Annotated in this window: 29 protein-coding genes; 7 read left to right on the top strand and 22 right to left on the bottom strand. The window is 38.2% G+C overall.

The annotated features are described in order from the left end of the window. From AC1Z3S_RS14295 to AC1Z3S_RS14310, 4 genes are all read right to left on the bottom strand, one after another. Complete coding sequence (locus AC1Z3S_RS14295; protein WP_461740912.1) at positions 1-606, bottom strand: C40 family peptidase; 606 nt, start codon at positions 604-606, stop codon at positions 1-3. Between the two features lie 233 nt (positions 607-839). Further along, a complete protein-coding gene (locus AC1Z3S_RS14300) occupies positions 840-1,061 on the bottom strand; it encodes a hypothetical protein (protein WP_461735575.1) in 222 nt (73 codons plus the stop codon). A gap of 5 nt (positions 1,062-1,066) precedes the next feature. Beyond that, positions 1,067-2,206 carry a M56 family metallopeptidase gene (locus AC1Z3S_RS14305; protein WP_461740913.1) on the bottom strand — a complete coding sequence of 380 codons (1,140 nt, stop codon included), beginning with the start codon at positions 2,204-2,206 and terminating at the stop codon, positions 1,067-1,069. Position 2,207: 1 nt separating this feature from the next. Then, positions 2,208-2,579, bottom strand: a complete 372-nt coding sequence (locus AC1Z3S_RS14310; RefSeq protein WP_461735573.1) for a BlaI/MecI/CopY family transcriptional regulator — start codon at positions 2,577-2,579, stop codon at positions 2,208-2,210. A 242-nt stretch (positions 2,580-2,821) separates the two neighbouring features. On the opposite strand from AC1Z3S_RS14310, the gene AC1Z3S_RS14315 reads away from it, so the two are divergent. Further along, positions 2,822-3,757, top strand: coding sequence for a GIY-YIG nuclease family protein (locus AC1Z3S_RS14315; RefSeq protein ID WP_461740914.1), 936 nt, complete (start codon positions 2,822-2,824; stop codon positions 3,755-3,757). A gap of 208 nt (positions 3,758-3,965) precedes the next feature. On the opposite strand, the gene AC1Z3S_RS14320 is transcribed toward AC1Z3S_RS14315, so the two are convergent. The 3 genes from AC1Z3S_RS14320 to AC1Z3S_RS14330 form a co-directional block, all read right to left on the bottom strand. Continuing rightward, on the bottom strand, positions 3,966-4,583 hold the full coding sequence (locus AC1Z3S_RS14320; protein ID WP_461740915.1) for a hydrolase: 618 nt from the start codon (positions 4,581-4,583) through the stop codon (positions 3,966-3,968). 359 nt (positions 4,584-4,942) lie between these two features. Then, positions 4,943-5,494, bottom strand: coding sequence for a DUF3267 domain-containing protein (locus tag AC1Z3S_RS14325; RefSeq protein WP_461740916.1), 552 nt, complete (start codon positions 5,492-5,494; stop codon positions 4,943-4,945). A 156-nt stretch (positions 5,495-5,650) separates the two neighbouring features. Then, positions 5,651-5,938 carry a hypothetical protein gene (locus AC1Z3S_RS14330; RefSeq protein ID WP_461740917.1) on the bottom strand — a complete coding sequence of 96 codons (288 nt, stop codon included), beginning with the start codon at positions 5,936-5,938 and terminating at the stop codon, positions 5,651-5,653. Positions 5,939-6,772: 834 nt separating this feature from the next. Here AC1Z3S_RS14330 and AC1Z3S_RS14335 point away from each other — a divergent pair. Continuing rightward, positions 6,773-7,963: an amidohydrolase gene (locus AC1Z3S_RS14335; protein ID WP_461740918.1), complete on the top strand. Its 1,191-nt coding sequence runs from the start codon at positions 6,773-6,775 to the stop codon at positions 7,961-7,963. Between the two features lie 184 nt (positions 7,964-8,147). Here the strand turns inward: AC1Z3S_RS14335 and AC1Z3S_RS14340 are convergent, their stop codons facing one another. Next, positions 8,148-9,242, bottom strand: a complete 1,095-nt coding sequence (locus AC1Z3S_RS14340) for an ABC transporter permease (RefSeq protein WP_461740919.1) — start codon at positions 9,240-9,242, stop codon at positions 8,148-8,150. After that, positions 9,239-9,967, bottom strand: a complete 729-nt coding sequence (locus tag AC1Z3S_RS14345; protein WP_461740920.1) for an ABC transporter ATP-binding protein — start codon at positions 9,965-9,967, stop codon at positions 9,239-9,241. The genes AC1Z3S_RS14340 and AC1Z3S_RS14345 overlap by 4 nt, the downstream gene beginning before the upstream one ends. A 379-nt stretch (positions 9,968-10,346) precedes the next feature. On the opposite strand from AC1Z3S_RS14345, the gene AC1Z3S_RS14350 reads away from it, so the two are divergent. Together AC1Z3S_RS14350 and AC1Z3S_RS14355 are read left to right on the top strand one after the other, a co-directional pair. Continuing rightward, entirely contained in the window at positions 10,347-11,423 is a 1,077-nt protein-coding gene (locus tag AC1Z3S_RS14350; RefSeq protein ID WP_461740921.1) for an NCS2 family permease, read from the top strand. A gap of 2 nt (positions 11,424-11,425) precedes the next feature. After that, positions 11,426-11,995 (top strand): phosphoribosyltransferase family protein, encoded by a 570-nt coding sequence (locus AC1Z3S_RS14355; protein WP_461735564.1) that lies wholly within the window; start codon positions 11,426-11,428, stop codon positions 11,993-11,995. Positions 11,996-12,064: 69 nt separating this feature from the next. On the opposite strand, the gene AC1Z3S_RS14360 is transcribed toward AC1Z3S_RS14355, so the two are convergent. The 3 genes from AC1Z3S_RS14360 to AC1Z3S_RS14370 form a co-directional block, all read right to left on the bottom strand. Then, positions 12,065-12,307: a hypothetical protein gene (locus AC1Z3S_RS14360; protein WP_461740922.1), complete on the bottom strand. Its 243-nt coding sequence runs from the start codon at positions 12,305-12,307 to the stop codon at positions 12,065-12,067. A gap of 172 nt (positions 12,308-12,479) precedes the next feature. Further along, positions 12,480-12,872 carry a PTS sugar transporter subunit IIB gene (locus tag AC1Z3S_RS14365; protein WP_461740923.1) on the bottom strand — a complete coding sequence of 131 codons (393 nt, stop codon included), beginning with the start codon at positions 12,870-12,872 and terminating at the stop codon, positions 12,480-12,482. A 37-nt stretch (positions 12,873-12,909) separates the two neighbouring features. Beyond that, positions 12,910-13,689 carry an HAD family hydrolase gene (locus AC1Z3S_RS14370; RefSeq protein WP_461740924.1) on the bottom strand — a complete coding sequence of 260 codons (780 nt, stop codon included), beginning with the start codon at positions 13,687-13,689 and terminating at the stop codon, positions 12,910-12,912. Between the two features lie 801 nt (positions 13,690-14,490). Here AC1Z3S_RS14370 and AC1Z3S_RS14375 point away from each other — a divergent pair. Further along, complete coding sequence (locus AC1Z3S_RS14375; RefSeq protein ID WP_461740925.1) at positions 14,491-14,934, top strand: NUDIX hydrolase; 444 nt, start codon at positions 14,491-14,493, stop codon at positions 14,932-14,934. A 213-nt stretch (positions 14,935-15,147) separates the two neighbouring features. Here AC1Z3S_RS14375 and AC1Z3S_RS14380 read toward each other — a convergent pair whose 3' ends face one another. The 9 genes from AC1Z3S_RS14380 to AC1Z3S_RS14420 all read right to left on the bottom strand — a co-directional run bounded on the left by AC1Z3S_RS14380 (position 15,148) and on the right by AC1Z3S_RS14420 (position 22,784). Further along, complete coding sequence (locus AC1Z3S_RS14380; protein WP_461740926.1) at positions 15,148-15,639, bottom strand: pyridoxamine 5'-phosphate oxidase family protein; 492 nt, start codon at positions 15,637-15,639, stop codon at positions 15,148-15,150. 16 nt (positions 15,640-15,655) lie between these two features. Continuing rightward, positions 15,656-16,270 (bottom strand): DUF6273 domain-containing protein, encoded by a 615-nt coding sequence (locus AC1Z3S_RS14385; protein ID WP_461740927.1) that lies wholly within the window; start codon positions 16,268-16,270, stop codon positions 15,656-15,658. A gap of 56 nt (positions 16,271-16,326) precedes the next feature. Beyond that, positions 16,327-16,818: an effector binding domain-containing protein gene (locus AC1Z3S_RS14390; protein WP_461740928.1), complete on the bottom strand. Its 492-nt coding sequence runs from the start codon at positions 16,816-16,818 to the stop codon at positions 16,327-16,329. 362 nt (positions 16,819-17,180) lie between these two features. Then, entirely contained in the window at positions 17,181-18,254 is a 1,074-nt protein-coding gene (locus tag AC1Z3S_RS14395; RefSeq protein WP_461740929.1) for an iron-containing alcohol dehydrogenase family protein, read from the bottom strand. Then, the gene (locus AC1Z3S_RS14400; protein ID WP_461740930.1) at positions 18,223-19,194 is read right to left on the bottom strand and encodes a bile acid:sodium symporter family protein; all 972 of its coding nucleotides are present in this window, start codon (positions 19,192-19,194) and stop codon (positions 18,223-18,225) included. Before AC1Z3S_RS14400 ends, AC1Z3S_RS14395 begins: the two co-directional genes overlap by 32 nt. A gap of 822 nt (positions 19,195-20,016) precedes the next feature. Further along, on the bottom strand, positions 20,017-20,838 hold the full coding sequence (locus AC1Z3S_RS14405; RefSeq protein ID WP_461740931.1) for an acyltransferase family protein: 822 nt from the start codon (positions 20,836-20,838) through the stop codon (positions 20,017-20,019). Then, the gene (locus tag AC1Z3S_RS14410) at positions 20,808-21,044 is read right to left on the bottom strand and encodes a hypothetical protein (protein ID WP_461740932.1); all 237 of its coding nucleotides are present in this window, start codon (positions 21,042-21,044) and stop codon (positions 20,808-20,810) included. Before AC1Z3S_RS14410 ends, AC1Z3S_RS14405 begins: the two co-directional genes overlap by 31 nt. 285 nt (positions 21,045-21,329) lie before the next feature. After that, a complete protein-coding gene (locus tag AC1Z3S_RS14415) occupies positions 21,330-22,148 on the bottom strand; it encodes a Cof-type HAD-IIB family hydrolase (protein ID WP_461740933.1) in 819 nt (272 codons plus the stop codon). 33 nt (positions 22,149-22,181) lie between these two features. Beyond that, positions 22,182-22,784: an HD domain-containing protein gene (locus tag AC1Z3S_RS14420; protein ID WP_461740934.1), complete on the bottom strand. Its 603-nt coding sequence runs from the start codon at positions 22,782-22,784 to the stop codon at positions 22,182-22,184. A gap of 123 nt (positions 22,785-22,907) precedes the next feature. On the opposite strand from AC1Z3S_RS14420, the gene AC1Z3S_RS14425 reads away from it, so the two are divergent. Continuing rightward, positions 22,908-23,663, top strand: a complete 756-nt coding sequence (locus AC1Z3S_RS14425; RefSeq protein WP_461740935.1) for a DeoR/GlpR family DNA-binding transcription regulator — start codon at positions 22,908-22,910, stop codon at positions 23,661-23,663. A 127-nt stretch (positions 23,664-23,790) separates the two neighbouring features. On the opposite strand, the gene AC1Z3S_RS14430 is transcribed toward AC1Z3S_RS14425, so the two are convergent. Next, positions 23,791-24,315, bottom strand: a complete 525-nt coding sequence (locus tag AC1Z3S_RS14430; RefSeq protein WP_461740936.1) for a hypothetical protein — start codon at positions 24,313-24,315, stop codon at positions 23,791-23,793. Between the two features lie 291 nt (positions 24,316-24,606). Between AC1Z3S_RS14430 and AC1Z3S_RS14435 the strand changes: the two genes are divergently transcribed. Continuing rightward, complete coding sequence (locus AC1Z3S_RS14435; RefSeq protein ID WP_461740937.1) at positions 24,607-25,017, top strand: hypothetical protein; 411 nt, start codon at positions 24,607-24,609, stop codon at positions 25,015-25,017. Positions 25,018-25,326: the final 309 nt, after the last annotated feature.

The following is a 25,326-nucleotide window of genomic DNA, read 5'->3' on the forward strand; positions in this document are numbered from 1 at the left end:
CTACTCGAAATTCTCTCCATGATTATTAAACAGTCTTTTGGAAAATTTCGGTTGAAACTCTTCTAAAGACTCCACAGTGACAACTTGTTTTTTTAGTTGAGCATAAATCACTAACTCCTTGCCAATATAAATGCCTACCCGCAAATCCTTTTCTTTGGTATCGCAAAAAAGCAAATCACCGGGTTGTATAGCGGTTAACGGGATAATCCATCCGCATTTTTTTAGCTGCTTCATTTCTTGCGGCAATTGTATTCCTAAAGACGTGGCGAAAAGATATTTCATCAGCCCGCTGCTATCAAACTCTTTGGGACCACTTGTACCTCTATTATACGGCTTGCCCAGTTGTTGGCCGGCTGTTGCAATTAGCAGCTTTTGTTCAGCTGTCGCTGCTGACAAAATGCAGTCATTTATGCTGGCTGACTTCACTGAACTGACTTGTGGTTGTTCCAAGTTGTATCTAAACCTCTCTGATACTTCTTGTGTCAGCTTTTTATTCACAACTCGTTTAGTGTAGTCTTGAGAAAGCATGATTAATTTTGGATGTCCTGAAACTGAATCAGCTAAAAAAACGCTCATGCTTTTAGCTAAATTCCTTCGCCTTTTCATTTCAATCCCCACCTTTTGTTAAATTGTCATCGTTAACTAACTCGTTCGATATTTTTTTATTTTAGATATTATTAAATATTTTATCATTGAATTAGTTTTTCGGCAAAGTCAATTTTTATGAAGGTGGGAATTTTCTTGCTTGCGGGTAGAAAAGAAGATATAGAAAAAGACATCCACTAGTTTTGATGTGGATGTCTGAACATTATAATGTCGAATAAATTGAAATCAAAAATTTACACTCTTACCCACTCGCCTAACCACTTTAAAGTAGAATGATTAAATTGACGTTTATGCAAAATGCCGTTAATAAGTTTATATCTCCATTCAATAATTGGTTTGAAGGTGGATATTTGAGAATTATCTATGACAGATTCTGATGCTACGCCAACACTTGGTCCAACAATTAAGGTACTAAAAAGAATGGAAGCAACTAGTAAAACTTTCATTTTTTTCATTGGTGTCACCTCGTTTCATCTATAATGGGTAAATCTTTAACTAATGGTTGTTCCAAATCGGTAGCCTCACCTAAATTCTCACCATTGAGAATTAAGTAGTACTTATTCTCATCAGTACGTAAAATATACCCTTCAGAAAAATCTTCCCCTGTAAAAGTTCCGTCGAGATATTCTGAATCCTGGTTATAAGGCTCAAAAACCGTACTAACAAAAAATATCGGCAAGATAAACAGGAGTAACAAAATGGCTCGGTTGGTCTTGCGGACTTCAAAACCATCCATAAGAAAGCTGACACGCTTTCGCAAAATTGCACCGGATTCGGAGCTGAAATGGACTACATTGCGTTTTTTGATGGTGCTGTTTTGAGACTTGGTTAAGCTTTTTTTATTGACGGAGACTAATGACTCCACGTAGGAAAAATAATCATCCTCGCAAAGATTTTTAGTCACCTGCGAGTCTACTCGCATTTCGATGACTAGACTCAATCCCTTACGCAGCAGGTACATCGGCGGAAACCACCAATAAATTGCCACTAGCACTTCTAGAAGATACTTCAGCAAAATATCTTTATTTTTAATGTGCTGCAGCTCATGGGTTAAAATAAAATTCTTTTCTTGTCTGGTCAGATTGGGAATGTCGGCCAAAATCACTTGTGGATGAAGAATGCCAATCGTCACAGCTGAACTGGTGGCATTGGATACCGAAACGTTAATCCGTTGCCGCTTCAAATTGGCTTTTATCTCCTCGGCAATATCGTTGAGGGGAATACTATCAGTTTCTAATCGACTGACGTTTTTTGTCAGCAGCAAATGCTCCTTCAGTAAACGTCCCAATTGAATGACAACCCCAATCACCCAAATACTGCAAAAAATGGTTAATATTGACACTGTTAAACTACAGATAGTTATTTCATACAAAAGCCATTTGTAAATGGTTGGAAACAGCCAGGTTGATTTGATTGTTATCGCAGTTGGAAATTCAATCGGAATCATCAGGCGCAGAAAAATCATTAAGAAGAGAGTAAAAATAAAATCCACACGAATCTTCTTTAAGCTTTTCTTTGACCATAAAAGATAGAACAATAGCAGAGTTAAAATCAGCACAAACCCTAATGAGGTTAAAATGGAGGCAACTGATAACACCATATTATTTTCGGTCCTTCTTGATCAATTTTTTCCTTTCCAAAATTTGTTTTTCTAACTCATTCAGTGACTCCATGTCCTTAGTGGTGTCAATAAAATTGGTCACCAATTTTGACAGTGAATCTTGGGACATCTCTTGTGCGATAAATTGCTCTTCACTAATCGTTGGCAGATATTGGCGGGTTAACGCAGTTTTGTTATAGCCGATGCCACCAATCTCCAATAGGTTATTGACAAAAAGCTTTTTGACAACTGCCGCCACCGTATTTTTGTTCAAATCCGGATCCTGCTCAATGACGTCAGCAATTGAAAGCGGTTGATCGGTTCGCCAGAAAACTTCTAGAATTTGGCGCTCCCGCTTCGTCAGCCTATCCATAACTATCAACTCCTTATTACCGTAATACTATTATTATAGCAATATTATTTTACTCTGTCTTGTTATTTCTTTAAATTGAGTAAATTTTTAAGGGGAAACTTCATAAAACTCCTCATCTTTATCTGCTAAACTAAAAAAATTAACGCTTTTGCATCCCATATTTTCCATTTCTTAAGCACTAGAAATTTTATGCCGAATGCATTAAACTCAATTTATTATTAAATTATAAATCAGGTGCACACATGAATCTAAAAGAAAAAGCGCGGCAATTACCAGCTAGACCCGGTGTTTATTTTATGAAGGATAGCCATGATCAGCTTTTATACATCGGCAAAGCAAAACGGCTGAATAAACGAGTAATCAGCTACTTTATTCCCTCGACTCCTCAGTCGAAGAAAAATCAGCGGATGATTTTTCACATCGCTGATTTTAGCTACCAAACTGTCGATACTGAATTAGAGGCGCTATTATTGGAGCAGCAACTGATTGCTAAGCTGCATCCGCCATATAATCGTCTAATGAATTATGCCGAGCGTTACCGCTATTTGATTTTTGCTGACCAGCAATTCACTATTTCAAAGGAACCGACAGCAGATGCTTATGGTCCCTTTAGCCAATATAAACGGCTACCGGAGGTTATTCGTGTGCTGATTGAACTATATGATTTACCGAGTTCCCGCTGGGGGCTACCAGCAGCCAGAGAATTACACCAAAAAAGGCAATCTCTCTTACCACAACTTTCTCATAAATTAAAAAATCATGAATTAAAACAGACTTTGCTTGGTGGCGGTGCTGCTTTAGAGAAAATCAATTATCAGCAAAGTAAAGCATTGGAAATATTAGCATTTGAATGGGCAAAAAGTCTTGAAGAGGATAAAGAAATTTTGCAGAGATTTCAAAAACAAGCTTTGACTCTCCACAAAATTTTAGCTCCTAAGCCTATAATCATTACCGATGGGATAGACGCGGATACCATTAAAGCCTTTTTAGTTTTTCAAGGAAAACTGCTAGCTGAAAAAAAGCTGCCAACTAAGCAATTCACTACAAGTATCACTGAATTTGAAAATTTCCCACTACCACCAGTGGAGCACTTCATCCCTTTTAACGAGCTGGACAATCGTTTAATTGTTGCCAGCTATTTTGATAAAGTTCAGGGGCTAATTGATAAAGAAAAGTAAGCAAATTCAACAAAAAACATATTATGTTTAGAGGGTTTAAGCTTCAATTACAGCTTTCCTTTTCTAATCATAATATGTTTCTTTTATCTTCAATTCACCGCTCACAAATTTGCCTTTCTTTTCAAGCAAGGAGGCATCTTATAACACCTGTTCAAAAGAATTTACCAAATCTCTTCCAATCCATTCTCCTTGTGAAAAGCTTGGATCTTTACATTCTAAAGAAAAAATCGCCTTCGAACATTAATTTCATAAAATCAGGAACTGTTGCATCTCTGTTCCAATCCCGTTGCCATTCACAAGCTAATTGAGATAGGCTAGTAAGTTGAGCCCCCGCTTGTTCGACGCGGCGTAAAGCTGCTTCGTGGGCTAATGTTGACGTGCCACCGATGGCATCGACAACTGGATAGACTTCATAGCCTTCTTTTAAGGCATCCAAAGTTGGGAAGGTCAAGCAAGCTTCGGTCCACAATGCGGCAATAATTATTTTTTTGCGGCCACTGTTTTTGACAGCTTCATAAAATTCCTTGTCCTCCCACGCATTAATCGAGGTCCGATCATAAGAAATCTCATCTTTTAAGATTTCATTGAGGGGTGCCACAGTGTCAGCATCACGGCCGGTCGCCACGTTGACAGTCGACAAAATAATCGGCACATCGTAGGCTTTAGCAAATTTTGCCAAGAGGCCGGCATTTTTCAATAAGTCATGGTGATTGATAGAATTGACTGCATTCACTTGGACCGGTTGATAATCAATAATCAGTACAACTGAATTTTCCGGTGTCAATAAATGGTCTTCCTCGGGATTTCTTCTTGTAAAGCTTGTCATAGTTTTTTCCTCCTAAAAGTCTGGTATTCTTCTATTATAGAAGCTCTCAGCGTGATTAGAAAATAAAAACCCTTTCTGTTATTTGACGCAAACAAGATAATTGACGAAATTTTATTTAACAGAACTAAAAGTTACATTCAGCTTAAAGTAAACTAATCAGTTTATGGCAAATTATCAACTTTATCTTGATGCCATTGCGCATTCTAGCATAGCGCCATAATTTTTTTAGTAGATTGGCTAAATCAAAAACCTCTTCACTATTAATTATTTTAAAAATAATTTATCAAGAAATACCCTTCAACTACTGTTTGTTTTTGGAAATTTTTGAATGGTTAACCGGTTAATTCCTAGTTTTCCCCTTAGACATCTTCTTTTTGATAGAAGTTAATCCCCACTTCGGTATCCTCCACAAGAGTATTTTGCGGCCTCTTAAGCAAAAGCAGCGCAAAATAAAAATCCCCGGAACAGCCGCCTGCATGAACAGCGGCTACTAAAACGAAAAAGGTGGCAGATAAAATGTTTAAGAAATAAAGTAGGACTAGACAACAGCTGATAATTACAAAAGGCGCCAAAATTATAATTAGAAATTGTATCTTTGTATAATAAGAATTGGGGCTTGTCGCGTAAGCCATGCCATTTTTAAAGCCGAATTTGACTTTTCCCTCTAAATTGAATATTTTGAAAAAGAATCCATGAATCAATTCATGAATAAAAATTACCACAAAACTTACGACAACAAACAGAACAAGCCCGACTAGACTGGTTTCTTCACTGCCTGCAAGAGGCTGTATAAATTCTGCTAATACAGCAAAAACGCCAAAAAAGACGATTCCCAAGACGATTGCCGCTACATTCAACCAGACAATCGCCCGCTTATTTTCCATAATATTGATACTTTTAACCAACTTCATTTTTTAATCCCCTTTTTTAAAAAAATAAAAACTCACCAGTCGTTGCAAACTTAACTGGTGAGTCTTCTTGATTTTTGCTTTAATTTGCTAAACAGGCTCCTTTATAGGAAGCTGAGCAACAAATTTTTGAGTTCATCAAACAATTGAACTAATTTATTAGTTATTGTTGTAATCGCCTAAAATATCCCCCATGCGAAAACCGCTGCTTTCTGAATCAACACCGCTAACTTCGTCAGTTGTAGTAGATGTTGCAGTTGGTTCAACTGATGCAGCAGGTGCGCTCGTTGTTTTCAAATAAGCTTCTAAGAAGTCATCAAAAGAAGTTACTGCCAATTTTTCCATCATATAATGTCCGACACGTTGCGCCTCGCCGTCTAAGTATGCTTGTTTTTCTGTTTCTAAAGCTTTAATTTTTTCATCAAATTCGTTTAATCTTGTTGCCAAAATAGCCACTTCCTTTTTTCATAGTGTGATTGTTTTCCCTATTATATCAAAAAAACTAGCAAACTCTCATTATTTTTTGATAATTTTTTTCATAGCAGGTAAATCTCTAACAATCAGGGCTATTTTAAACAATAGGAAAAGTTGCCGCAAATGGAAAAAATCATCGGTAGTCGCTTAAAATGCTATATCTGAAAAATAAATCATTTTAAAAATGCAATCGCTTGCAAAATTTCGAGAAATGGGTATAATAAAGAGTGTAAGGAACCAAGATTCCCACAATTAGTTTTTAAGTAATTTAGTTTTTGTAAAGTAGTATTGTGAATGCAAATTCTGGAAGAAAAGAGGCTGATTGACACGCACGAAGTAGGTTGCGTGTAAGAGAATTTAGGTTTAAAACATTATGAAAGGCGTGGGGATTTGATCGTTTCCTTACTAACTGAATATGACCTAACAGGTGTTTAAAAAAACAGTTGGAGCAACAATGGACACTCCATCGAGATTTGTATGAGAAGAAAAAACACAAAATCCTGTTAGGTCTCTTTTTTTGCGCTTTTTTAAGATTGGCTCTAATTAAAGGGCTTAATTATAACGCATCGAAAAAATTGATTTCCGAGATTTCCCCATTGTTATTTGGACATTTTAAGGAATTTTTCAATTCCTTTATGCTCAGCCTCTCCTGTTCAACTCCTTCTAATTATCATTCACTGCCCTTTGACTGCAGCTCTACCTCCATCTAAAGCTGCTATCCTTTTATCCAGCTAGCTGGTTATAATTTGTCAGAAATTCCCTATCAGGATAAAATAAGAATGAGTTTAATGAAAAGGGGCGTTTAAAATGACTTTATCAGAAACTATTATGCAGCAATTAGAAAAAGAAGAAGCAAATATCATCGAAACTCGTCGAGACTTTCACGAATATCCGGAGCTGTCCTTTCAAGAAAAAAGGACGTCGGAAAAAATTAAGGCTTTTTATGAGGGCTTAGGGATGACAGCCCAAAGCTGTGGCACGGGTTTTGGCTTAATCGTTGATATTGACACCGGCAAACCGGGAAAATGTTTGGCTCTACGGGCAGACTTTGATGCTTTGCCAGTTACGGAAGCCAATGGACTGAGTTTTGAATCAAAAATTCCCGGAGTGATGCATGCCTGCGGTCACGATGGGCATACCGCTTATTTGATGCATGTCGCAAAAGTCTTAAATGAAAATAAAGACCAGCTGACCGGAAAAATCCGAATTATTCATCAACCAGCTGAGGAATTAGCCCCCGGCGGTGCATTAGCTATGATTCAAGATAATTGTCTGGCTGGTGTCGATAATATTTTAGGGTTACATGTGATGTCTACCATGAAAACCGGGACGATCCAATACCATCAAGGGGAAACGCAAACTGGCCGTTCAAATTTTACTCTGACAATTAACGGCTCAGGTGGTCACGCTTCTCAGCCACAGCTTTCCAATGATGCTATTTTAGCCGGCGCCTATTTTGTAAATATGATTCAAAGTATTGTTTCCAGACGCCTCGACCCATTTTCAATGGGCGTCATCACGATCGGCTCCTTTGATGGCAAAGGTTCCGCCAATGTGATTAACGGCAGCGTCACCTTAAAAGGCGATGTGCGCTATTTTGACAATGGCACCAAAGAGCTGATTCAAAAAAATATCACTGAAATCGCAAAAGGCTTGGAAGTCGCCTTTGAAGTCAAAACAGAATTAGACTATAACGATAATTATCCGGTTCTTTATAATGACCCCGATTTCACTGAATACGTTGCAACTACAATATCGAAAGCAAATATTCCAGAAATAACTGACGTGTTGGACTCTGGTAAACAAGACCCTTCTGAAGACTTTGCCTATTATGCTCAACAGGTTCCGGCTAGTTTTATCTATGCCGGCTGCGATGTCAATGACGGTAAAAAGCACCCTCACCACAGTCCAGAATTTCTGATGGATGAAGCCTGCTTAATTGTTGCCGCTAAAGCCGTTGCGGCAGTGGTGGTTGATTATTTAGGAGAAAAATTGTAAATAAATTTTCATTTTTAGTCTCAATATTTTGAACCTATTGCTTTTTAAAACAGCAACAGCATTACTAAAATAAAAATGATAACCACTTTTTTAACAGAAAGGCATTTTATGCATGGGATTCTGTCAAAAGAGTGGTTATCGTTTTTTTAACCTTTGCTAGTTTACTCAATTAATAACCAAGTAATTAAACTTTTCGGTACCGTTTCATTCCTAAAATATTGATTAGTGTAAAGAGTATGATAAAACCCGTCAAAATAATTAAATCTTGCCAGATATCACTCCAGCCCTGTCCTTTTAGCATAACAGAAGTCAGTGCATCCCCTTCATAAGTCAGCGGAAAGATATAACTGAGACTTTTCAACCAGTTTGCCATTGAATCTAAGGAAATAATCCCAGAAAAGAAAATCTGCGGAATGACCACTATTGGTAGAAACTGCATCATTTGAAATTCTGAGCTGGCGAAGGTGGAAACAAATATTCCTAAGACCAGTGCCACTAACGCCAATAAAATATTGGACACCAGCACCCAGCCAATATTACCTGCCACATCCACCTGCAAAACATAGATTGCAAAAAAGACAATTAGCACAGTCTGGATGATGGCAAATACGCCATAACCTGCTAGATAGCCTAAAACAATTTCACTGCGTTTGACGGGTGTCGCCAAAATTCTTTCCAAAGTTCCAGAAGTTCTCTCCTTTAATAAAGCAATCCCCGATATCAAAAAGACAAAGAAAAAAACAAAAAAACCAATCAAAATTGGAAAAATTTTATCAAAGAAAGTGGTGCTACTATCGCCGTAAACATAGGAATTGTCGATGCTGTAATTTGTCACTGAGTATTCTGTTCCCGTTGTAGCAGCAGCTTGCTGCAATTCCTCGGCCATTTCTTTAATCGTGTCTGCGGTCAGAACATTTGCCAGCAGCGCTTTGAGGGCACTCGTCTGGCTTGGATCACTATTCTCATAGACAACTTTAATCGTGGAATTGCTAACACTGATAAAAGCAGCAAGATTATCCGTTGCAACCGTCTGAGAAATATTGGTTGCTGCAGAATAATCTTTTACAGTTACATGGTCAGATTCTTCAAGAGCATCTGTGATGGCTGTCGGTACACTAGCATCCACTCCAATTGTCAGAGTTGGATCATCACCAGAGGTAAATAGCACATTCATCAACGATAAAATCACCAGCGGCGCAATAAACATCAATGCTAGGGTTCGTTTATCCCTGAACATTTCCCGCAAAACTCTAAAGAAAATCGCTTTAAATCGAATCATTTGCTAGGCACCTCTGCTTTCAAAAAAACCTCTTCGATTGTATCAACCTTAAATTGTTTCTTCAATGCTGCAGGACTTCCCCAAGCAAAGACTTTGCCTTCAATGATTAAACCGACTAGGTCACATTTTTCAGCCTCGTCCATAACATGGGTAGTGATAATAATCGAATTTCCTTGAGTAGCTATTGTCCGTAGCTGTTTCCAAATTTCCACCCGCAAACTAGGGTCGATTCCGACAGTCGGCTCGTCTAAAACTAAAAGCTCCGGTTTGGCCAATAGTGAAATTGCTAAAGATAGCCGACGCTTCATACCGCCAGAATAATTTTGCACTTGGATTTTAGCTGCATCGCTTAAATTAACTAAAGCTAAATTTTCTTGAATCGCCGCTGCCAATGCCTTTTTCTTTAATCCCATTAGATTTCCAAAAAATTGTAAATTTTCTTCTCCACTTAAGCTCTCATACAAGGCATCACTTTGTCCCATATAACCAATTTTCGCCAAAATTTTTCGATTTGGCATTGTCACGTCAAATATTTTGGTGGTTCCTCGATCCAATTTTTCCATCCCCATCAGGCATTTAATCGTCGTGGACTTGCCTGCACCACTAGGCCCAATCAGACCTAAAATTTTCCCCTTTTCAATTTCGATTGTGACATCCTCCAACACACGGCGTTTATCAAAACTTTTATAGGCATGCTGCATTTCAGCAATCATCATCTCTGCCATTTGCCAGTCCTCCTTTTAATGGTCAAGCTGTAAATTATCTTGTTCTATTTGGAGTATAGACTTAAACTAATTTATTTCAATTATTTGAAATAGATAATGGACAGAAATCGAAAATTGATTAGTAATGGGTGTTACTACTCATTAAAAAGGTGTCTTGTTGTTTTTAGTCAGCAAGTATTCGATTTGAATAAGCAGTGAGTTTAGTATTCTTTTTCAAGACTTTGATTCATCAATAGCAAATTTCGAAAAAAGCGAACATTCTCCATTTTCTAAAAACCTATTTCCGATAATAAATAGACAGATTTTTGATAAACCAGTATGATAATATCGAACAATTATTATTGAGTTTATATTTTCATTCGGATAAAGAGGTGTTTAAGTGACGTTTATTGAAGATTTAATTGCTGCCATTGGGGTTGTCCTAAATGGGATTCCCCAGGGGATTTTAGCAATGACCTTGGGCTTTGCGGTCTTTCCCACCACATTTTCCTTTATTTTTGCTTCCGCTGTGAATGGAATTTTCCATTCAGTTGCGCCGCTTTCCTTTCAAGCGGAATCTTTAGCCATTACCGGGGACATCGGCAAAACTCATAAGGAACGGATTTCGATTATTTTTTTCGGTTCATTGATTATGTTTTTTATCGGAATTTCTGGATTGTTAACACAAATTGTCGACTTTCTCGGGGAGAATATCATTTCTGGGATGATGGCCGGCGTCGGGATTATGTTGGCTAAAATTTCCCTCAACATGGTCAAATCAGACCGAGAAATTGGCCTTGTGTCATTGATAACCGCAGTTTTCATTTATTTATTGACGAAGGATTTAGTTTGGACCATTACGCTTTCAGTTATTTTAGCCACTTTTTATGCTCGAATTAAAACCAAATACAGCGTTGATTTACCGGAGCATGTCACCCAAAGAAAATTTGTTTTTACGAAACCGATAATGAATACGGCAGTGGCTCGTGGCGCTCTTAGTTTGGCGTGTTTGAATATTAGCGCCAATATTTCCTATGGCTTATTAACCGGGCAAATGACTGGCATTGAGCCAAATCCAGTCAACTTAAACCTACTGACAATCACGCAATCGATTGCCGACCTTGGCACCAGCTTACTCGGCGGTGCTCCCGTTGAAGCAGTTATCTCAGCCACCGGTAGTGCACCGAATCCCGTGCTTTCTGGGATTTTGATGATGTTGATTATGGCTGTGATTTTATTTAGTGGCCTGCTACCAAAAATTGGTAAATTTGTACCCAGCTCTTCCATCTCAGGTTTTTTATTTGTTTTAGGGACCTTCATTGTCTTCCCTGACAATGCTAGTCTGGCTGTAGCCGGCACCGATTCAACAATCGGCGCCATCACCTTATTAATCACCGCTGTTGTCGATCCATTTTTCGGATTAGTAGCTGGTGCATTTTTCAAAATTATCTTACCAATTTTAGGATTAGGAGTGTAAATATGACGGAGAAAAACTTTTACAACTTAACAGTCGGCCAACTGACACGCCAATTACCTATCGTTCCAATCACAAACGACATGGCGATTGCTTCCTTTGTGTTACTAGGAGATGCAGAGCTGACTCATTATGCAGCAAAATTATTGCTTGAAAAACTACCACAAGATTTTGATTACATTGTGACCTTTGAAAGTAAAGGCATCCCGCTAGCTCAGGAGTTGACTTATTTAGCCGGCCAGAAAAAATATTTTGTCCTCAGAAAGAGCATCAAGTCATATATGGAAAATCCGGTCACGCAAAGCGTCAATTCAATCACCACTAAAGAAGAACAGCTGTTAGTTTTAGATGGAGCGGATGCCGCAGAGCTCCAAGGCAAAAAAGTTATTTTATTGGATGATGTTATCAGCACTGGTGCATCCATGCAGGCAGCCGTAGACCTTTTAGCTGCGATTAAGCTTGAAATTATCGGAAAATTTGCAATTTTAGCTGAAGGCGAAGCAGCCGACCGCACAGATTTGACTTACATCACCAAGCTACCGCTATTCGAATACCCATCATTAAAAGAAATCTAATCCCCACAAAAACCCGCTAGAAAATTCTTTACAGATTTTCAAGCGGGTTTTATTAAAATGACATCTACATCAATTATTTATAGGTTGCGCAAAAAACATATACAGCACCCAAAATGCGAATAAAAACATTAGCCCACTTGCCAAATAAACGACAATTCCAAGGACAGGGGCAACTTTTTGGGCTGCCTTTGGCTGGTCGTTGAAGGTATTGCCGGCTATGAGCCGCAGCCATTGCCCTCGCCGAAAATGATAGCCGATTGCTGCCAATGCACTAGCAATGGCCAATAGTAAAATTTCTATTAAGATAACCATCGCTACCTCCTCAAACATTTCGAAACAAAGAGAAAAAGATTTTTCCGTAAACTATGACTAGCTTGGATTAGTAATCCTCACAACTCTCGCAAAAAGACTGGCAGAAAGTTATTTATTTTGAAATGAACACCAAAAGTCAGACTAAAAGCTAACTTTGTGTGAACAGTTGCTATTATTTAATCTGCAACTTTTTTTGTAGATTGAAAATATCAGCTAAAGCCTTCTCGCCATTCATATTGCCAAAAGTTTTCATATCAATATCTGCACAGGGGACATCAATCGTTTCCAGTAATTTTTTTAAACTAGGCGTCTTATAGCGAACTTGCGGACACACCAACACTTGATCTACATATGGTTTAAACACCGACTCCAGATTATATTTAGTAATTTCCCCTTCTCCACCATATGCAATCAGTGTTGGAAATGCAGCCGACAATTGCTCAAAATTTTTGATTACCTCGTGCAAATGACCAAAATGAACGACTTTAGCGTCAGCCGCCTTTGAAATTTTCTGACAGAACATGCTAGAAGTCATCCCACCAGCGCAGCAAATAAAAATCAACATGATGTAAACTCCTTAAAAAATTCATGATTGGAAGTGTTTATATCAGGCCATGCTTCACACAATAATTGTAAATACCATCATCAGCTACATGACCAATCACCTCATCAGCGACTGCCTTTAAATCCTCGGAGGCATTATCCATCGCCACACCCCAGCCAACAGCCTCCAGCATTTCAATATCATTATTGCCATCGCCAAAAGCTAACGCCTCAGACTTGTCAAAATGATAATAATCCAAAATCTTGTTAATCCCTGACCCTTTTCCGCTGCTCAAAGGAATAATGTCGACTGCGAGATGCCACCAGGCAACGATTTTAGCCTGATGCGTGTTCGCCATCACCTGAGCATAATCAGCTTTTTCTGCCCCCAGCATCACCTGAAAAATCGCTTCATTTTCAGCCACCTCAGCAAAATCCTCCGCCACAATCACCGGTTGATGGGCAAAGGCAAAATATTCCGCTAAATCTGTATCTGTGCCATTCGCAATTGTCCGATTCTTGGTAGCAACCGCCACCGGACGCTGCAACTTTTGAGCATTTTGAATAATCTGCTGCACATCTGCAGTCGGAATCGGATTGCTTAAAATCGTTTCCCTTTGATTAAAACAATAAGAACCGTTAAAAGTCAAAAAGGCATCAAACTCCACCTGCTCAAACTGCGGCAAAGCAATCGGACTACGCCCTGTCGCAATACAAATTATGATGCCTCTTTTTTTCAGCTCAATCAACGTCTGCAGCATCTTCTCAGAAATCTGCTTTTTCTCCATATCAATCAGCGTGCCGTCAATATCAAAAAAAATAATTTTTATGTTTTCCATGGTTTGCTCCTTTTATAGATAATAATATCCGATACTAAAATCTTTTATAGTTTTTATTTTATCAAAACTATATAACTTGAACCACTTGAAATGAATATATGGCTTATTCATTTGAGAACTCATCTGTTTCACTTGAACAATTATTTTTCTATTTTACGGGAAATTATGGAGAACCTTGGCACTCTGGTTTTGCAGTCAATTTCAATCAACGGTGTAAACCGTCAGCTTTCTTTTGAGCCAAATTTGTTTCGTCAGCACACGAGTCGAGCTCTCCTACACGTCAGATTGTGGACAAAATTATAATCAAGCTGTTATTTCACCACCTGACAGCTACGAAAAGGGTTGGCTAAATATTTCTGATTCCACAAATTATATTGCCAACGAAGTTCGACTACTTATCGGGCCGTTTTCAATTTTACAAAAATCATAAAACTTTGATGGTTTTTAAATCGTCAGTTGGATATATCAAGCCACAGATAACGGTGTTAGTTGCCTGTTTGTAAAGTAGGAAAATCAAGTGATGATAAATTAGCAAGCTTATCTAATCGATTTTTTTTTATTTAAAAACTATAGAAAAAAAAATAAAGCGACCTTCACCATTAAAATTTTGAAAGTCGTATCTGTGATACTTGATTTACCTTCACACTTACACAAGACAAATTTTAAAATCTATATTTTGATAGGTACTATCAGATGAATTAACTTGTTATATTGTTCAACTTTTTGTGACAAGTAATTAAAAAAATTATCTTCAATTGTAAAAAAGTTTGTTAAGCTAGAATCTAGAAAGGAGGACTTAAATTGAAAGTAACAATTTATGATATAAATGAAAAATCCGATAATCAACTTGCTTTTGCAGTGATTATCGCAAAATTTGGCGATAAATATGTCTTTGTTCAACACAAAAATCGCAGCACACTGGAAATACCTGGTGGACATCGAGAGGCGCATGAAAGTATTTTGAACTGCGCCCAGCGTGAGCTTTACGAGGAAACTGGTGCTTTGGATTATTCATTAGAGCCTCTTTTTGTTTATGGTGTGCAAAAAGATACTCAGGAAGAAGATTTCGGCTTGGTCTTTTTTGCCGAAATTTTGGAGCTTGAATCTCAGCTTCATTTTGAAATATCTAAAGTCTGCTACCTTGATTCAGCACCGAAAAAGTGGACTTACCCACAAATCCAACCCATTCTCTTTAACCAATACCTCACTGAACATGCTAAAAACCACAGACTTGCCAACAGCTAGTCTGTGGTTTTTTTAAAGGTGGTTCGCAATTCAAAATAGATTAGTCAACTCCTACTAGCAAAGCGATTAGCAGGACTCCAAAAAACTACCAAATAAACTTTACAATCTAATCCTCTCAAAAAAACTTTTTGCAGCTTCATAGCAAATTCTTTTTAAATCAGACTGGACACAGCTTTTATGCACCCCACTCTTTCCTAGCAATGAAACTTGATCTTAATAAACACCGCCATCCGGCATTTCCTGCTGATTGACAAAATCCAGATGATACAATTTTTCCCAATGATTGATATTCAAAGTGCCTTTGGTTAAGTTGATTGCTAAGAAGCAGCAATTCTCATCAGCTTCATTATTTGCCATATCATACCACTCAGCAAAGGCAGTGCGCAGTTTTGTTCGAATTTCGGCATTTTTTGGATCGAGGACCCAGCCGAGATTTTCCGCCAAGGCATTGGCGGTGAACATTTCCAAATTGCCGGCCACAGAGACTTCTGGGTTGTGGGCAATTTGTTTCATTTTATTGGACTGGGCATGGGTGATAATATAAAATACGCCATTTTCATAATAGGCGTCCACTGTACGGACAACAGGTCGCGGCTGTTGATTTTCAGCCGGCTCTATGGCAATCGTCGCCAAAGAAATCAGATTGTCCTTGCCTCCGCCAAATTTTTCCTCTAGTAATTGTAAGCCTTCTTCAAATTGATTCATTTTTCTTACCCCTTCTTTAAGTTAATTTCAGCCACAGAGCTGGTCGTAAACCGCCGCTATTGTCATGAGTCTGGGGATGAATTGTGTTGCTGGAATAGTTAAAGGTGCCATTGCCTTGAATCCCAATGACTCCATTGCCCCAAATATAGACGGCTGTTCGTTGATTTTTCCCCGGCGAGCGCAGCCACCACCACCAGATATCGCCTTGATACACCGCAGAGCGCAAAGGATTATTAATATCCTTCCTTTGAAACCAGTACCGCTGCTTTTTCGCTGGCTGATATAACAGCCGGCTGCTGTCGCCAAAATATTTTACGGCTACCTCTTCAATACTTAATAGGAAAATTTTATCTACTGTAGCCTCACCCGCATCCGTTTTATACCATTCATTCGCCGGATTTTCATTGACTACTGGCAGAATTTTTTGACGTTCGTCTGCTGTGAATGTCGTGAAAAACTCATTATTTAGATACTGGCGAATGTCACTGGTTGCCCAGCTAACCTCACCGGCTTGATGATGATAAGGGCGCTGACTAAGTATATCTTTGGTAATTAACAAGGCCCGCTTTGGCTCAACAGCTAAAACCTGCCATTGATACGGACCAAAAGGGATGATTGCACCTATTTCCATTTGTTCCCTCTCTTTCCTTCGCTTTCTTGAAACCAGTTATTAGCAAAAGAATTTCATTAAATTTTATTTTTCAATTTGATGGGAACATAAATTTCCAATTGTGCATAGCCGAGTTGATCCTGCAGCTCAGAAGAAGTTAAGCTGTGGGATAAATCATAATGCCCCTCGTATTCGTTCAGTTCAAAATTGTCACTCTCCGCAATCCATTGCTTAATGGCGCCATAGACCGCTTGTTCATCGGCAACATCGTCTAAAATCGCCGTTGCCGCAGCATATAAGCCCCCGGGAAAATCAATTATTTCATAATCTGCTTCCACCTGAAACTGGTCAGGGATTGCGTAAAACCAAATTAAAGAGTTGTTGCTGCGCTCAAACATCCTAAAATCCCGCATAAACCATTTATCTTGGCGCTGCTTATCTAAAGCGGACCACCAGTTATTAAACTTGGTCAGTTGCCCAGCTGGTCCAAAGGGATTCTCGGCTTCTTTTGCATAGCCTGATGAAACCATTTTACATGCGGGAAATTCAATTATTCGGATTGTTTCCATATGTCACACCTCGTATTATTTTCTTTTAGCTTACCAAGAAAAAGCGCTTGTTTCCAATTAATTTCTGTCGGAAAAATTAACTAAAATCATAGCTAGCTGACTGTCTAACTACTAAAAAAACCGAAACTTTTTTTCTCGATCACGCAAAAAGCCCGACCAAATTTCTTCAATCGGACTAGGGGGAATTATTGAGTTTTACTGCAATACTTTTTCGAGATAACTTTATTTTCAGCTTTAAAAACTTTTTTACAACTATCTCTGACTAACATATTTATTCCACTAATTTTTTAGAGATAAGCTTTTGACATTATTCATTTGTTTGGAAGATGGCTTACTTTATGAAAATCTTTTAACTAAAGAACCTAAGCTGGATAAGTCTCAACATCAATGATGGCTTTTTTAAACATGTCCCGGGTAATTTCATAGGGTACATGCACGATGTCATTCGTGCTCATCGCCTTATCAAGAATTTTATCCAAGTCACAGGAAACATCTAAGCCCATTTCAGTCATTGAAACCGGCAGTTTGTTTTCCTCCATAAAGTGGTACACTCTTTGGAAAAGTGCATCCTGATTGTCCATTTTCAACAAAGCTAAAACGCCGTAGCTGACAGAAGCGCCGTGCAGATAGTTTTCCATTTTCTTCAACACGGTGGTGCCGTAATAGAAGGAATGAGCCATTGCGGAATTGTAATCATTGATGACCAACACGGATACTAAGCCAGTTGTGACGATAATATCAGCGACAACTTGTTCTAAAGCAAAGGAAGAAACGCCTTTAGCATTATCCTGCAAGGCTTGTGTGCCGTAAGTTAGCAAACGATCGGTACACATTTTCCCAATTTGGATTCCCAGTGCATCTGTATAGTCCAGTTGATCGCCGCGGGCCGAGAAAGTCGATTCAATTTCTTTTGAAAGGGCGTCGCCAACACCGGCCCACAGATATTCATCCGGAGCTTGCGCAATAATGGTTGTATCAATAAAAGCATGAGTTGGCGGTTTTGATGGGAAGAATAGGCCCTGCATCTCCCCTTCTTCCGTGTACATAACACACACGGCCGTCACCGGTGAACAATTGGAGCCGATTGTTGGGAAGGTGAAAACTGGTTTGCCTGTTTTTTCACCGACTACCTTGACCGTATCACAAACTCGGCCACCGCCAACAGCGAAGACCACATCAGCAGTCTGAACACTGGGATGGTTAACTAATTTTTCAACATTTTCATACGTCGAGTTGCCACCATACCATAAGGTGTCGATGATTTCGATTTCAGTAGTTATTGATTGTTTAATTTTAGTTTCGGCAGCGGCTAATGCTTTTTTGCCGCCAATCATGACCGCTTTGGTTCCATAGCTTTTGACAACCTCGGTCACTTCCTCGTAAGCACCAGCTCCAAGGGTATAATTAGGTAAAAACACGTTTTGATTTTGACTCATATTCTTTTCCTCCTTCATGTTTAGCAGACAAACTGGCCAAGATTGGTCCAGTGATTTGATGAATGACCATGCCAACAGCCGCTGGAATAACTGCTGTCGGGATAGTGGCAAAATGGGCATTTGCCAATGAGATTGCTAAGCCGGTATTCTTCATACCCAGCTGAAACATAATTGATTTCGCTTGTTTGCTGCTGACACCTAGCAAACGACTCACACCATAACCTGCGCCGTAACCGATGAGATTGTGAAGGGTCACCAGCAGAATCACAATCAGACCAGATTGAACAATAACGGCACCATTATTTGAAACTGTGCCGGCTACGATTAGCAAAATGCTAACTGATGATACTAGGACAAACGATTTAGTAAAGCGTTCAATATGTTTTTCAATTAATTTATGGACAATGACACCTAAGATGATTGGCACCAGTACCATTTGTAAAACGGAAAGCAGCATTTGCATAAATGAAATATTGGTATAACTTCCAGCCAACACTAGTGTTAGTAGCGGTGTAACGACAGTGGCTAATAAAGTCGAAACAGTCGTTAGTGAAACGGTTAGGGCCACGTCCCCTTTGCCAATAAAAGTCATCACGTTACTAGCCGTTCCACCAGAAACCGAACCCAATAGAACAAAACCAATAATCAAACCAGAAGAAAGGCCGAAGAGATTTGCCAAACCAAAGGCAACGAGTGGGCTAATTGTAAATTGAAAAATAATTCCTAAAATAAAGGCTTTCGGCTGAATGACAACCATTTTAAATGCGTCTAAATTCAAGGTCATCCCCATGCAAAACATAATAATACTTAGCAAATTTGTCGTTTGTGCGGGTATCCATAAAAATGGTTGGGGAAAAAAGTACGAGACAATCATCAATAAAATCATAATGTAAATCAAGTATTTATTTACAAAGTTTGCTGTAGCGTTCACGATTTTCATATGGTGTAAATTCCTTTCAATTCAGATTGACGACTTTTTATCAGGAGTCTTTGGAAGCACTCGATTAAAAGTTATCGTGAAAGTTGCAGAGAGTCATTAGTTTATTTTCTGTTACACTCAATCGAGTTTCATAATTGAGTATAAAAAAAACATTCCATCAAAGAAGTTGTCTTCTTTTAGATGCAATGTGAACAGGGACTTTTGAATTTAAAAAATCAAAAAGTCCCTACACTAATAATAAAATAATGACCGCCAAGTTTTTGTTTTTCAGCATAATAACCAACCTCCACAATTTGAATTTTCTGAATATTCTTAACTATTTTTATTAATCTTATTAAATATCTTTTGTTTTGTCAACCTTAAATCTAATCTTTTTTTAATTTGTCTGAATTTTCATTTTTCTATTGCAAAATCATTAGAGAAGGAAATGCGGGAATTGAAGGGGAAATATCAGTTATTTTTGATCTAAAGGTTCAAAATTTTTGGGGATGAATTAATTGAAATTTAAGAGGTACTGATTGAAAAAACTAGACTATGGAATAAGAAAAAATTTTTCATTTTTTCAATAGCCTTATCTTGAAACAACACAAAATGTATTCTAAAAATACTTTACGTAAAGGAAAACTATAAAATCAGCCGACATACTTCAGCAACAGAAAAACTTCAGATATATCTATGGAAAATCTATACCTGTATCGAACTTTTTTTATTGAAGAAAGAAGATCAGAAAGATAGTCGCTCAAGATTTCATCAGTCTAATGTAGATGCAAAGTGTTTGTTAAATGTTTGACATTGCTAGACAAACGAACAAAAATTATCCCCTCAATGTCTACTTGAAAGCTTTAGCAATAGTAATTCATTGGCCTTCATTTCTTTGATTTTGCTATAGGTTTCGACCATTAAAAATGATGCCCCTATACCCAAGATTAAGCGATAATTTCCAATTTCTGGCTTTGATAAGCCAGTCGTTGTCGCAAAAATATTAAAAAGCTGGATAGGAATCATATGGAAGAAAAAAATTCCCTGTCCGTATTTTTTCAAATAGCAAAAATTGCTCTTTCCACGATAGCTTAGCAACATCAGGAAAAAGAAAAAACTCAGTGGAATCAATGAGAAGAAAAAATTGACATCTCGTCCTTGATTTGAAAAAACCAACCAGCCTTCTGCTAAGAAAATTAAAGCAGATACACCTAAGCCCAAAAAGTTTAGTTTTGTCTTTTGCATAAGCTTTTCATGGTGCCCTGCCAAGTAAAAGCCGATTAAAATAAAGATTCCGGTAAAAAATAACCCATTACGGGTGGTTAAGAAGATAGCAAAATACTTATCCATCACAGTATTCATAAACGTGCCAGCCAAGTAGGCGGAATAAGTCTCGCTGGCTCCGATTACATATAAGACAACTAAACCGAGAAAAGCCTTTAAATAACCCCACCTGTCGATTATTTTTTTAACTACTATAATCCCTACAAAAATCGCAGGAAAATACCAAAGATGATAAAAAACACCAGTATAAACTAAGCCAACTAGTGCTGCAATTGGGTAAAGAAAGAAGGGAAGTTGCAGGTATTCCTGCATAAATTGAATCCCCAATGGCAGATAGATAATTGACCAAATCACGTAAAGTCCAACATTTTTTTGAACCATTTCTTTTGTCCCCATGATTCTTTTTGCGCATAAAAGAACACATTGTTGATAACAAAAAAAGGCACCGCCAGCCTAGCAACCATATTTTTCAGAAAAAAATGGAGCTCATGATTTGCTGTGACGGTGCCAGAATGTACTAGAACGACAAAAAGCGCAAAAATAAACTGTGCTAAATACAGTAATTGAAAATCTTTATTGTGTTTCATTTAGAACGCCCCCATTTCAGATCCCTGCTGATAAATTAAGTTTACAAGATGGGACGTCTGAGTTCATGGGGCTTAAGTTGCACTGTCGGCTCATTAATTAGTCTGGCTAAACTGATCTGAACAACAGACCTTCAATTTATTTTTGCTAGTAGCTATTAATCACTCCATTTTGAAAGAACATCATGAAGATTAACTCACTTTCAAGTCTTTTAAAACTTGAGTAGGATAGTTTAATTCTCTCTATACTATCGGCAAATTTTACTCTTTCACAATTTGCAACAACTCTTACGAAATAGGAAATAGTTGATCCAAGGTCACCAAGACACCATCTTCATCATTTGATGGACAGATGTAATCTGCGACAGCTTTGACATTGGCGGCAGCATTTTCCATGGCGTAGCCTCGACCGCAATAAGCCAACATCTCTAGGTCGTTGCCGCCATCACCAAAGGCGGCACATTCTGCTGGTGTGATTCCCCATCGCTCAATTAATCTTTTCAGTCCAGATGCTTTATGCAGTCCGGGAATGATTAAGTCAATTGAGCCGTGGCCGCTGCTAGTGGGTACTAACAAGCCCGCTAATTTTTCCTGAAAGAGTTTCAGATAGTCGTCTGTTTTTTCTACGGGAACAGTCGGGGCAAATTTTAAAATCTGATCGTCAACTTCAGCAAAATTATCCACCCATTTCAAACGATGGTAATAAATATTTGTTAGGTCGAAAAATTCTTGGCTGACGGTGCCCCGCTCACAGTAGGCGCTGTCGAGTCCACACATAACATTTTTTATTTCTGGATGCTCTTTGCACAATTCTAGTACAGCTAAAATGGCTTCTCTAGAAATATTTCCAGCAAAAACTAGCTCAGTTTTATCCTTCACCAAAGCGCCATTTTCTGCGACGAAGCTTAACTCATCATAATACCCTGGAAAATGGGAGCGCAGTTGATAATATTGATTGCCGCTGGCTACGACAAACTGACAGCCAGCTTCCTGCATTCTCGCCAAGGCAGCTTTAAAGCGGGGCACATCGTAGGTATAATCACTGCGGGCGAAGGTTCCGTCCATATCCACGGCAACAAGCTTAATGTTATAAGGGTTTTTAATCATGACTTTTTCTCCAATCAATTTTTATCTTTTATTTTAAACCACACTTTTTAAAATTCCCGGCAAAAGTGTGTAAATCGACCTTCCAATCATTGCCTCAAAATATTCCTTGTATTCATAAGTTTTATCCCAACGAGAGACAGTGAAGGGAAAAATACCATACCGTCTAGTTGTATCAATAAATCTCACTTCGAGGGGGCAAAAACCTTCTGCAATAGCCAACGCATCGCATAATATCAACAGTTTGTCATAGTCATCATATTCAATTAGATTTAAAAAATTTTCCATAAACTGATATTGTTCCTGGGAAATATCGATCTCAGCAATATCTGCGTGAATATCTTTTATGGGAAATGAATGGGTCAGACAAATTCTAGCCACATCTGTCCAGCCCTTTGCTGTGGCAAAATCATAGCCGTCAATTGTGTGCTTTAAGGCAGAGCGGCCATTTCTTCGGCCAATGTCGTGTAAAAGTCCCAAAATATATGCCTGTTCCCCATCCAATTTGCCACTTGCCTCAGCAATATATTTTGCGGCCAGGCCAACATTTCGGGAATGCTCTACCCAAGGGCCTGGATTCAGCCGGCTAGCTATCTCCAATTCATATTCGGCAGCTGCCAAACTTAAATTTCCTGTCATTTTCTGCACCCCTCTCTATTGGATTGTTCAATTAGTTTTCGCTTGCTTAAAATTTTTCTTTTTAAGTGACTTTAAGTTAAAATAATTATATACTTAAATAAACTTAAAAGCGAGGTGTTTTTGATGAATCAGCAAAATCGTTTGCTGCTAATTATGGATAAATTAAAAGAAGAAACGTCACTGAGCTTAAATGACATTATCGCAATCACCGGTGCCTCTCGAGATACAGCGCGGCGGGATATTATTCGTTTGGCCGATGAGAATCTTGTTACCAGAACTTATGGCGGCATCAGTTTGACCAACTCTTTTAATAAGTTAGATGGCTATCTTGAGCGAACCGATGATTTTGTAGCCATAAAAAAAGCCTTGGCTAAAAAAGCGGCCGCATTAGCCAAAAAAGGGCAAATGACTTATCTAGATGTTTCAACAACCGTCGCTTTAATGCCCCAATTTTTACCAAAAAAAGAGTTGTATACTATTACAAATTCAATTGATATTGCTGACCAACTATTAAGAAACACCGAAAATAAAACAACATTATTGGGGGGCATCTTAGATCGGGACACCCGCTCCGTTAGAGGCGGTCATCCGCTATTGGAACTGTCAAAATATAAACTCAATTTAGCTTTTCTTAGCTGTGCTGGGATTGATGTCAATGGTGTTTATTATGCCTATGATGAGGATATCGACATAAAAACATTGATTCGCCAGCAAACCGAACAGTTGGTCCTCTTATGTGACCACACTAAAATAGGCTTAAGTCATAATTTTTTACTGTACGACTTTACACAAGTTGACTATCTGGTTACTGATCGCCAGCTGCCAGAAATCATAGCTAAAAAAATCGGCCCAGAAAAAATTATTTATGCAATGAAGTGATTGTCTGTGTTTGGAATTTGCGGATGATTGCTATTTCATTTTTAATCACTCCTGCTTAGTTAAACAGCAAAGAAGCCAACCTGTTGTTTAAGGTTGGCTTACATATTATGGGTGAGCTGATGGTAAACTACTGCTCTCTAAACTTCCCGCTATTTTCTAGCCTCTTTTGATAGTCTGATTTCATCTGTCTACTTGATTCGTATTCTAAATAGAAAAGATTTTTACTTGCCAAACTCTCCGAATCAAGCCCCCGCTCAATTAGAAGTTCACAATGGAGTAGCGAATTATTGACCCAGAAGTAATTGGTTTTTTCTTCAAAGAGATACAATAACAGCTCCCTTTCCTCTGAGGACTCACTTGGAAATTCCAAAGGTCCATAGTCTGTTAAACTCTCTGAAAAATAATCATGACTGGCGTCTGTCCGTTTGATTTTAAAAGCGTGAAAAACTAGCGGTTGAATATCCAGCGTAATATCATAGCTGGCATTATATTGCTGCACCTCTAAAAACGATTTGCTGATTTTCTCTAAAGGAAACTCCACAATTTCAAACCTCATTTTTAGATACTCCAATAGTTGCTGACTGCTCTTCATCTGGCCTGCGTGCACCTGTTCTAACAAATAAGCTAGATGTTTATCAGAAGCGGTTGCCATAAAATCCCTCCATTTATTATTATGTTTGAAAATCGTCAAACAAATAAACTCTTACATTACTTATAATATCATACTCACTTCCAACGAAAAAAATTGCAGTCATTACTGATATGAAAAAAATTTTTTGGTGTAGTAAGTGAATTGGCTATCTCTATCTTACTTTCATTTTTGGTCAAATCAGTCGTTATTGTTTTATATCTGAAGAAGTGGTTTAATTGAATTAAGCAATATTTTTTAATGAAAAAGACATTACGGGCCTATTTATTCAGCCCGTATAAATGAGGTGAGCAAATGAGAAAACTTGTACCTAATGAAAAACTGGATTTGCTGTATTCACTTGTTTTGTTTTTAATTGGCGTTATCCTATTGCTGCTTGTAAAATTTATCTACCCAAATCTCGGCTTTTTCAGTTTTTTCCTCTTGATTAATCTGAGCTGCCTGCCATCAGCTTTTCGTCGCAAACATCAAATTAAAAATATCCAGCAACTGGCAACCAGGCTTGATTTATCATTAGCCGATATTCGCAGCATGGTCAATCTCCAGCGTTATGATTTAACTGATTGGAGTTTCAATGGCTCCTTTGTCTCTGTTCGCAAAATCTATCGCTTAGAATATTTGTTGGAAAAAGAATATCTTTTGACCTTCGGCACAGAATTTGTCTATCAAAAACCAAATCGAAAAATCTCCCAGAAACCTGCATAAGTCAAAAGCCAGTTCCGTATTTTTTACGGAACTGGCTTTTTATTTGTGGCTGAGATACTTTGGGAAGGTGGTAATGACAGGTTTCATGTATTCAGATGATAATCAAATTTTCACTGCCAACTTGAATTAGCTTGCAGTGTTTGTCATTTTCAATAAATGAAAAGAGCAGTAGATTAATTCAAGGTTTTATGGACTCAAAGGTAAGAGCTTTCATGATATACTGAGGGGGAATAAGCGAAAAGAGATAAAGGAGCTGAATTATTTTGGACGGAAAGAAAGTTACAACAGGAACAGGGTTACTTGTTGGTG

This window comes from Enterococcus sp. LJL90 (assembly GCF_056924355.1).